5 protein-coding genes are annotated in these 7,912 nt (G+C 63.5%); 1 reads left to right on the forward strand and 4 read right to left on the reverse strand.

The window, feature by feature from the left end:
- The first annotated feature begins 270 nt into the window (after positions 1 to 270).
- Positions 271 to 2,886 (forward strand): DUF4127 family protein, encoded by a 2,616-nt coding sequence (locus tag WMO66_RS00870; protein ID WP_349134519.1) that lies wholly within the window; start codon positions 271 to 273, stop codon positions 2,884 to 2,886.
- Positions 2,887 to 2,983: 97 nt separating this feature from the next.
- Here WMO66_RS00870 and argS read toward each other — a convergent pair whose 3' ends face one another.
- The 4 genes from argS to WMO66_RS00890 all read right to left on the reverse strand — a co-directional run bounded on the left by argS (position 2,984) and on the right by WMO66_RS00890 (position 7,602).
- Positions 2,984 to 4,738, reverse strand: a complete 1,755-nt coding sequence (gene argS, locus WMO66_RS00875; RefSeq protein WP_349134520.1) for an arginine--tRNA ligase — start codon at positions 4,736 to 4,738, stop codon at positions 2,984 to 2,986.
- Positions 4,739 to 4,823: 85 nt separating this feature from the next.
- Positions 4,824 to 5,069 carry an RNA-binding S4 domain-containing protein gene (locus WMO66_RS00880; RefSeq protein ID WP_349134521.1) on the reverse strand — a complete coding sequence of 82 codons (246 nt, stop codon included), beginning with the start codon at positions 5,067 to 5,069 and terminating at the stop codon, positions 4,824 to 4,826.
- Positions 5,070 to 5,082: 13 nt separating this feature from the next.
- Positions 5,083 to 7,047, reverse strand: coding sequence for an excinuclease ABC subunit UvrB (gene uvrB / locus WMO66_RS00885; protein WP_349134522.1), 1,965 nt, complete (start codon positions 7,045 to 7,047; stop codon positions 5,083 to 5,085).
- A 15-nt stretch (positions 7,048 to 7,062) separates the two neighbouring features.
- On the reverse strand, positions 7,063 to 7,602 hold the full coding sequence (locus WMO66_RS00890) for a DUF2284 domain-containing protein (RefSeq protein ID WP_349134523.1): 540 nt from the start codon (positions 7,600 to 7,602) through the stop codon (positions 7,063 to 7,065).
- Positions 7,603 to 7,912 lie beyond the last annotated feature (310 nt).

Consider the following 7,912-nt stretch of genomic DNA (forward strand, 5'->3'; position numbering starts at 1 on the left):
TTGCCACGGCCCCCGCGGGGCCTCGCAATGACAAGACTGGGACATTTGACAAGCCGGGAACCGTCTGGGAGTCTCAGACTGTCAAAAAGCCTCCGCTTTGCAGAATAATGCCGACGTCATATCGAAACAACCTGTTGCAAGGCAGGCGCGTGTATGCTATAATGCAGAAAAACGTTGGAACAATTTCGGCTTCCTGCCGTCTAATCTTGCAAAGAGAGAAGGAACGACCGGCGCGGCCGGCGCCGGTCCGCAAACACAGGAGGAGAGAGCATGAGACAGGGTGTCATCTGTATGCTGATCGCGGCGCTGGTGCTGCAGCTTGCGGGCGGCGTGGTCGCAGGCGGTGCAGAGCCGCTGGCCATGACAACACAGGAGACCATCCGAACGGTCGCCGTCTCCGGCGTGCCGACCGCGCTGATGCGTGGGGCCAGACTTCCGGAGCGTATGCCGTCGTTCCATACGGACGCGGCCTGCCATCTGGCGGACAGCTGGCAGAGCTGGTCCGGCATGGTGTGGTTCTCGTCTCCGGACGGTGAGCATATCAGTAAGCCGCTCCCGGCGGGAACCGTCACGGAGCCCGGTGTGTATTATTATCTCGGCCTCGTGCTCGAGCCGGATGGCCTTGCGTCCTTTTCTGATGCGCCGTCCGTAACGGTCTGCGGGACGACGGCCGCCGTGCAGCGGCTCGAGGACGGCAGGCTGTTCGTCTGCGTGCGCTACGGCAGCGACGACGGCCGCCTGGAGGGCCTCCTGCCCGAAACGCTGCCGTTCCGCGATGTCTCGCGCCGCGCGTGGTATTTTGAGAGCGTCGCCTATGCCTACCGGCAGGGGCTGATGAGCGGAACGGGCACGACGGAATTCGAGCCGGATACGGCCACGTCCCGCGCCATGCTCGTGCAGGTGCTTTACCGTCTGGCAGGCCAGCCCGCCGCGGCCGGAGGCGAATTTTCCGATGTCGGCGACGGCGTGTGGTATGCCGATGCCGTCTCGTGGGCGGCCGGGGCGCAGATCGTCAACGGCTACGGCAACGGGCGCTTCGGCCCGGACGACCCCGTCACACGCGAACAGACGGCGGCCATCCTCTATCGCTATGCCGTGTGGTATGACCTTGCCGGGGACGGCGAGGCGCCCCTCTCCGGCTATCCGGACGCCGGGACGGTCAGCAGCTGGGCGCGCAGCGCCATGGGCTGGGCCGTCGGCGCGGGTTATCTGACCGGCTCTGCCGAGGACGGCGCCGTTCTGCTCCGCCCGCAGGCGCTGGCCGTCCGCGCGCAGACTGCCGCGATCCTGGCCCGCTTCTGCCGCAGCATGCAGAAGCAGGAGCACATCATGCCGCGCGCGGACTATTTCACGGCCCGCGGCACGACGGTACTCTACCTGCCGCTCGACAACCGCCCCGTCAACGACCTGCGCGTCGAGGCGCTGGCGGACAGCACCGGTATGAATGTGCTGCTGCCGCCGGAGGACCTCTATGCCACGCGGCTCGACGGGCAGACGACGAATGCCAACGGCACGCAGTACGGCGACACGCATGCTCTGCTGCAGTGGGTGCTGGACAATGAGGACGCCTGCGATGTGCTGATCGTCAGCATGGACCAGCTGCTCTCCGGCGGCCTTGTGAACAGCCGCTGGGAGGACGGAACGGACCTGACGTGGGAAAAGGATGCCATTGATACACTTTCACAGATCGCTGCACGCAAGCCGGTCTATGTGTTCGACACGGTGATGCGCCTTGCCACGACCGCCGGCTATCAGGGACTCGACAGCGAGGCCTACCGCCTGTTCCGCAGCTACGGCATGGCCGAGCGCGGCGAGCTGACCGGTCACAACCTGACGGTCGATAACATCATTGCAGGCTACCCCTACGGCGCGGACGGCGAACGGATCGAAACGACGTTGGACGACGAGCTGGTGGAGCATTATCTGGCTGCCCGCGCGCGCAAGCTGCGGCTGACGGACTATCTGCTGCGCCATGCCGAGAGCTTTGCGGCCTGTGTCGTCGGTGTTGACGACTCAGCTGCGCGCATCTCCGTGCAGACGAATGAGATCCGCTATCTGCAGCGGCTGCTCGGCAAAAACTGCGCTCTGTTCTGCGGAACGGACGAGCTTGGCATGATGGCCTTTACGCGTGCCTATGCCGACTGCGCCGGATGGAACAGCCGCCTGTCCGTGCACTATTTCGGCGGCTATGAGGACAGCGTGGCCGATGCCTACGATACCTCGACGCTCCGCGAGTCCGTGGAGCAGCATATCACGGCGCTCGGCGCGGAGCTTGTGGACTGGAACGAACAGTCAGATGCTGTCGTGCTGGTGCTCACGCGCGGCGCTTCCTCCACGGAGTGCAGCCGGTATCTGGCAGCTTGGGAGGAGAACTGCCGGAATGGTGTCCCGACGATCGTCATCGATGCCTCGTCTGCCACGCAGCATCTGCCGCAGCAGCTGGAGGATACCTCGCTGCAGTGGCTCATAGGCTACAGCGCGTGGGGCACGGCGGCAAATTCCGTCGGCATCGCGCTCTCCATGGGTCTGACGCGCCTGCAGTGGCTGCAGGGCGAGCAGGACCCGCAGCCGGAGGACAGCGAGGCCTTTGCGCGCGAGCTGATTTTCGCCTATATGAAGGACATCGCCTACTGCCGCTATTGCCGCCCGACGATCAAGGACCTGACGCCGGAGGGCATCGAGCAGGCCCTGCTCAGGCAGAATATGACGACCCGCGTCGAGACGGCCCTGAAGGACACGGCGCTTGTGACCGGGCCGGACGGCGTGACGGACTATGTGATCCCGGAATTCCGTCTGACAGACTTCTCCGCACCGCTTGGACGAAGCTATGAGATCCGCTTCCGCATCCTGTTCCCGAATGCGGGTCCGTGGTTCACGGAGCAGTAAAAAATGGGAGCTGCGGTTCATTGCCGCAGCTCCCTGATTTGTTTGATCACGTCAATCCCTCCGGCTCAGCTGGATGGATTGACGTTTTCATTCTGCTTCACATGCGGTCCGGGGCGGAGAAGCCCAGCAGATCGATGCATTCCTCCAGCGCGCGTCTGGCAAGACGGATGAGGGCGAGGTAGCCCGCCTGCTTCTGCTTGTCCGGCTCGGCCAGAATACGCGTCTCATGGTAGAAGCGGTTCACCGCGCCCGCAAGCTCATAGGCATAGGCGCAGATCACGTTCGGTGCGGAGTCACGGTAGGCCATCTGCAGGGCGTCCGGCATCTGCGCCAGCTCCAGCTGCAGCGCCTTGGCGCTCTCGCTGTCGGCCGGGGCCATGGCCCAGTCGCCCTCGCCGCCGCAGCGGTTCAGGATGGACTTGATGCGGACGATGGTGTAGAGCAGGTAGGGGCCGGTGTTGCCCTCGAACGCGGCAAAGCGCTCGAGATCGAAGATATAGTCCTTCGTGGCGAGGTTCGACAGGTCGCCGTATTTCAGCGCCGCGATGGCGATGCAGCGGGCTGTGGCGTCCAGCTCGTCCTCGGGGACGGTCTGGTTCTCGCGGATTTTGTCCGTGACATAGGTCACAATGTCGGCAATGAGCGTTTCCAGACGCATGACGCCGCCTGCGCGGGTCTTGAAGGGCTTGCCGTCCTTGCCGTTCATCGTGCCGAAGCCGATGTGCTGCAGCTCCGTCTCCGGCGGGACGAGATGGCCCTTGCGCGCCGTGCGGAACACCTGCTCGAAGTGCAGGCTCTGGCGCTTGTCCGTCAGGTACAGCAGCTTGTCCGGATGGTAATCCTCCATGCGCTGCACGATGGTGGCCAGGTCCGTCGTGGCGTATAGCGTCGCGCCGTCGCTCTTGACGAGGATGCACGGCGGCAGCTCCTTGCGGTCGCCCTCCTCGGCCACGGGCACGACGAGCGCGCCCTCGCTCTCGACAAGCACGCCCTCGGCCTTCAGCTTCTCGAGCATCGGGGGGATGTAGGGCTGCGCGTCGCTTTCGCCTTTCCAGACGTCGAAGCTAACGTTCAGATTGTCATAGTTCTTACGCAGATCGGCCACGGAGACCTGCATGATGTGGCGCCACAGGGCATAGTAGCCGGGACGGCGCTGCTGCACGGCAAACGTGATCTCGTGAGCGCGGGCGGCGAAGGGCTCGTCCTCCTTCGAGCGGGCGCTGGCCGTGGGGTAGATCTCCTCCAGCTCGGAGATCGTGAACGGCGCTTCCTCGGGATACGGGCCGGTGAAGCTCTCGTCAAAATAGGGCAGGTCCGGCTTGCGGCGCTCCAGCTCGGCGATGATCAGGCCGATCTGCAGGCCCCAGTCGCCCAGATGAATGTCGCCGACGACATTGTCGCCGAAGTAGCGGTAGATGCGCTTGATGCTCTCGCCGATGATGGCGGAACGCAGGTGGCCGATGTGCAGGGGCTTTGCCACGTTCGGCCCGCCGTAGTCGAGCACGACGCCGCGGGGCTTGCGCTCACCGGTCACGCCGAGGCGCTCGCTCTGGCGCATCTGCTCCAGATGGGCGGCCAGATATGCAGGCTGCACACGCAGGTTGATAAAGCCGGGCTTTACGGCCTCGGCCGAGGCAAAGACGCTGCCGTCCTGCAGGCGGTCCACAACGTCCTGCGCAATGACGAGCGGGGCTTTGTGGTGCTGCTTTGCGGCGGGCATGGCACCGTTGCACTGAAATTCACACAGATCGGGGCGGTTTGAGACCGTCACGCGGCCGCAGGCCGGGTCATATCCGGCGGCGGAAAACGCCTCCGCCACAACGGCGGACAGCCGGTCGATCAGCTTTTCCATGGGCGATCAGACTCCTTATCGTTCGATAAACGAAATAATATACAATGATAACAGAAATTTTGCTGGATGTCCAGTGCGGAACGAATTATTCCGGCAGCTCGCGGTACATGGCGGCCGCGTCGTCCTTGCGCACGGCGTCAGCCACGGCCAGCACCTCCACGGCAAGCGTCCGCTGGCCGAAGGCGATGCGCAGCACGTCGCCGGGCTTTACGTCGCAGGACGCCTTGGCCGGGCGGCCGTTCACGGTCACGCGCGCGTTGTCGCACGCTTCATTTGCCACAGTGCGGCGCTTGATGAGGCGCGACACCTTGAGAAATTTATCCAGTCTCATAGGACCCTCCCAATCAGCTTTTCTGGCCGCGCAGCTCGATGATGCGGTCGCGGAGCACGGCGGCGTATTCGTATTCCATCTGCTTTGCGGCGGCGCGCATCTCCTTTTCGAGCTTTGCGATCTCGCGCTCGCGTTCGGCGGCCGTCATCTTCACGCCGTCGCGCCGCTGGGCCTCGCCCTCGGCCTGCGTGATCTCGATGAGCTCGCGCACGTCCTTGACAATGGTCTTCGGCACGATGCCGTGGGCCTTGTTATAGGCGTCCTGGATGCCGCGGCGGCGCTCCGTCTCGTCGATGGCGGCGCGCATGGCGGGCGTGATCTTGTCGGCGTACATGATGACGCGGCCCCCGGCGTTGCGAGCGGCGCGGCCGATGGTCTGGATGAGACTCGTCTCGCTGCGGAGGAAGCCCTCCTTGTCTGCGTCCAGAATGGCGACGAGCGAGACCTCCGGCAGATCGAGTCCCTCGCGCAGCAGGTTGATGCCGACGAGCACGTCAAATTTTGCCATGCGCAGGTCGCGCAGGATCTCCATGCGCTCGAGCGCTGCGACGTCGGAGTGCATATAGCGCACGCGGATGCCGGTGTTCTGCAGGTACGTCGTCAGATCCTCGGCCATTTTCTTCGTCAGCGTTGTGACGAGCACGCGCTCCTTGCGCTCGATGATGCGGTTGCATTCGCCGATGAGGTCGTCGACCTGCCCGTCGATGGGCCGGACCTCGACCTTCGGGTCCAGCAGGCCCGTCGGACGGATGACCTGTTCGGCGATCTGCCCGGCGCGGCTGCGCTCGTATTCGCCCGGCGTGGCGGAGACGTAGATGGCCTGATGGACCTTTTCCTCGAACTCCGGGAACGTCAGTGGGCGGTTGTCGAACGCGCTCGGCAGGCGGAAGCCGTATTCCACCAGACTCTCCTTGCGCGAGCGGTCGCCCGCGTACATCGCGCGCACCTGCGGCAGCGTGACGTGGCTCTCGTCCACGAACAGCAGAAAGTCCTTCGGGAAGTAATCCAGCAGCGTCATGGGCGGCGTGCCGGGCGCACGGCCGGAAATGACGCGGGAATAGTTCTCGATGCCGCTGCAGAAGCCGATCTCCTGCAGCATCTCGATGTCATACATCGTGCGCTGGCGGATGCGCTGGGCCTCAAGCAGCTTGTCGTGCTCCTTGAACCAGCGCTCACGCTCCTCCATCTCCCGTTCGATCTCGAGGATGGCGCGGTTGAGCTTGTCCCGCGAGGCGACGTAGTGCGAGGCAGGGTAGATGGCCACATGGCTGATGACGCGCTCCGGCATGCCGCTGACGGCGTTGATCTCGGAGATGCGGTCGATCTCGTCGCCGAAGAACTCCACACGGATGGCCCGGCCGGACCAGTAGACGGGGTAAATCTCCACGGTATCGCCGCGCACGCGGAACGTGTTTCGGGTGAAATTCAGGTCATTTCGCTCGTAGCGGATCTCCACGAGCTTCTGCATCAGCTCCTCGCGGGACTTTTCCATGCCCGTGCGGAGCGAGATGACCATGTTTTTATAGTCGATGGGGTCGCCCAGACCGTAGATGCACGAAACGGACGAGACGACGATGACGTCCCGCCGCTCGAACAGCGACGACGTCGCACTGTGGCGCAGGCGCTCGATCTCGTCATTGATGGCGGAGTCCTTTTCGATATAGGTGTCCGTGTGGGCGATATAGGCCTCCGGCTGATAGTAATCGTAGTAGGAAATGAAATATTCCACGGCGTTTTCCGGGAAAAACTCCCGGAATTCCGAGCACAGCTGAGCCGCAAGCGTCTTGTTGTGCGCCAGCACGAGCGTCGGGCGGTTCAGGTTCGCAATGACCGAGGCCATCGTGAACGTCTTGCCCGAGCCGGTCACGCCGAGCAGCACCTGCTCGTCCAGCCCGAGGCGGACGCCCTCCGTCAGCTTGCGGATGGCCTCCGGCTGGTCGCCGGTGGCGCTGTAGGGCGCGTGCAGCTTGAAATCCATGGCCTCTCCTTTCGCTCAGTCAAAAACGTACATGCCGAAAAAGGCCAGCAGGCCCGGCCCGCAGTCATATTCCATGCCGCATTGCTCCGCGAGCCTGCGCACGAAGATGCAGTAGGCCGACATGCACGAATAATACAGGTCCGGATAGCGGCAGGGCTCGTGTTCCACGATGGCGCACGTCTCACACAGGGCGCAGCCGCTGGCCCCGACGGGGAAGCCGGGCACGTCCGCGCGGCGCAGACGGCCGAGCAGGCGCAGCGTCGCGGCGTTGTGCTCTTTTTTCGCGGCCTTGATGGCCTTCGAGTCGCTGTAGTCTGCGATCTCCCAGATCGTCTGGAGCACGAGGGCATGGCGGTGCGCCTGAATGCGCGCGCGCATCTCGTCCGGCGTGCCGCAGTCGGGCGGGCAGGAGTAATTTGCGCCGTATTTTCCGCAGAGATTCTCGGCACAAAGCGGCCGGAACGACGGGTCAAAGGGAATGTCCTTCGTGTCGGTCACGACCGCCGCCGCGAAGCCCTCCTCTGCCGCTATGGATGTCATTTCTTCCCAGGTCATATCCTGCGCCTCCAATCAAGGAATTATCATAATATTCTAGCATGTTCCGGAGAAAAATGCAACATTTCGGGCCGAATATTGTAGGGCCTGCGGCAAGCGGAAAGTTTCCGGTCGTGCGTTGTAGGGGAGCGGACAGCCGGGCCCGGCGCAGCACAAACGATTTGTACCAGCTACCGTTAAAATGGAAAAAGCTATCGACTTGTCATTGCGAGGGCGCTTTGCGCCCGTGGCAATCTCGGGAAGGCACTTGCAGTCTGTACAAGCTACTGTTAAAACGGTGTGCACCAATTGCGTCTGTAGCGGCGCTCAG

The organism is Faecousia intestinalis (assembly GCF_040096185.1).
Taxonomy (GTDB): domain Bacteria; phylum Bacillota; class Clostridia; order Oscillospirales; family Oscillospiraceae; genus JAZOXB01.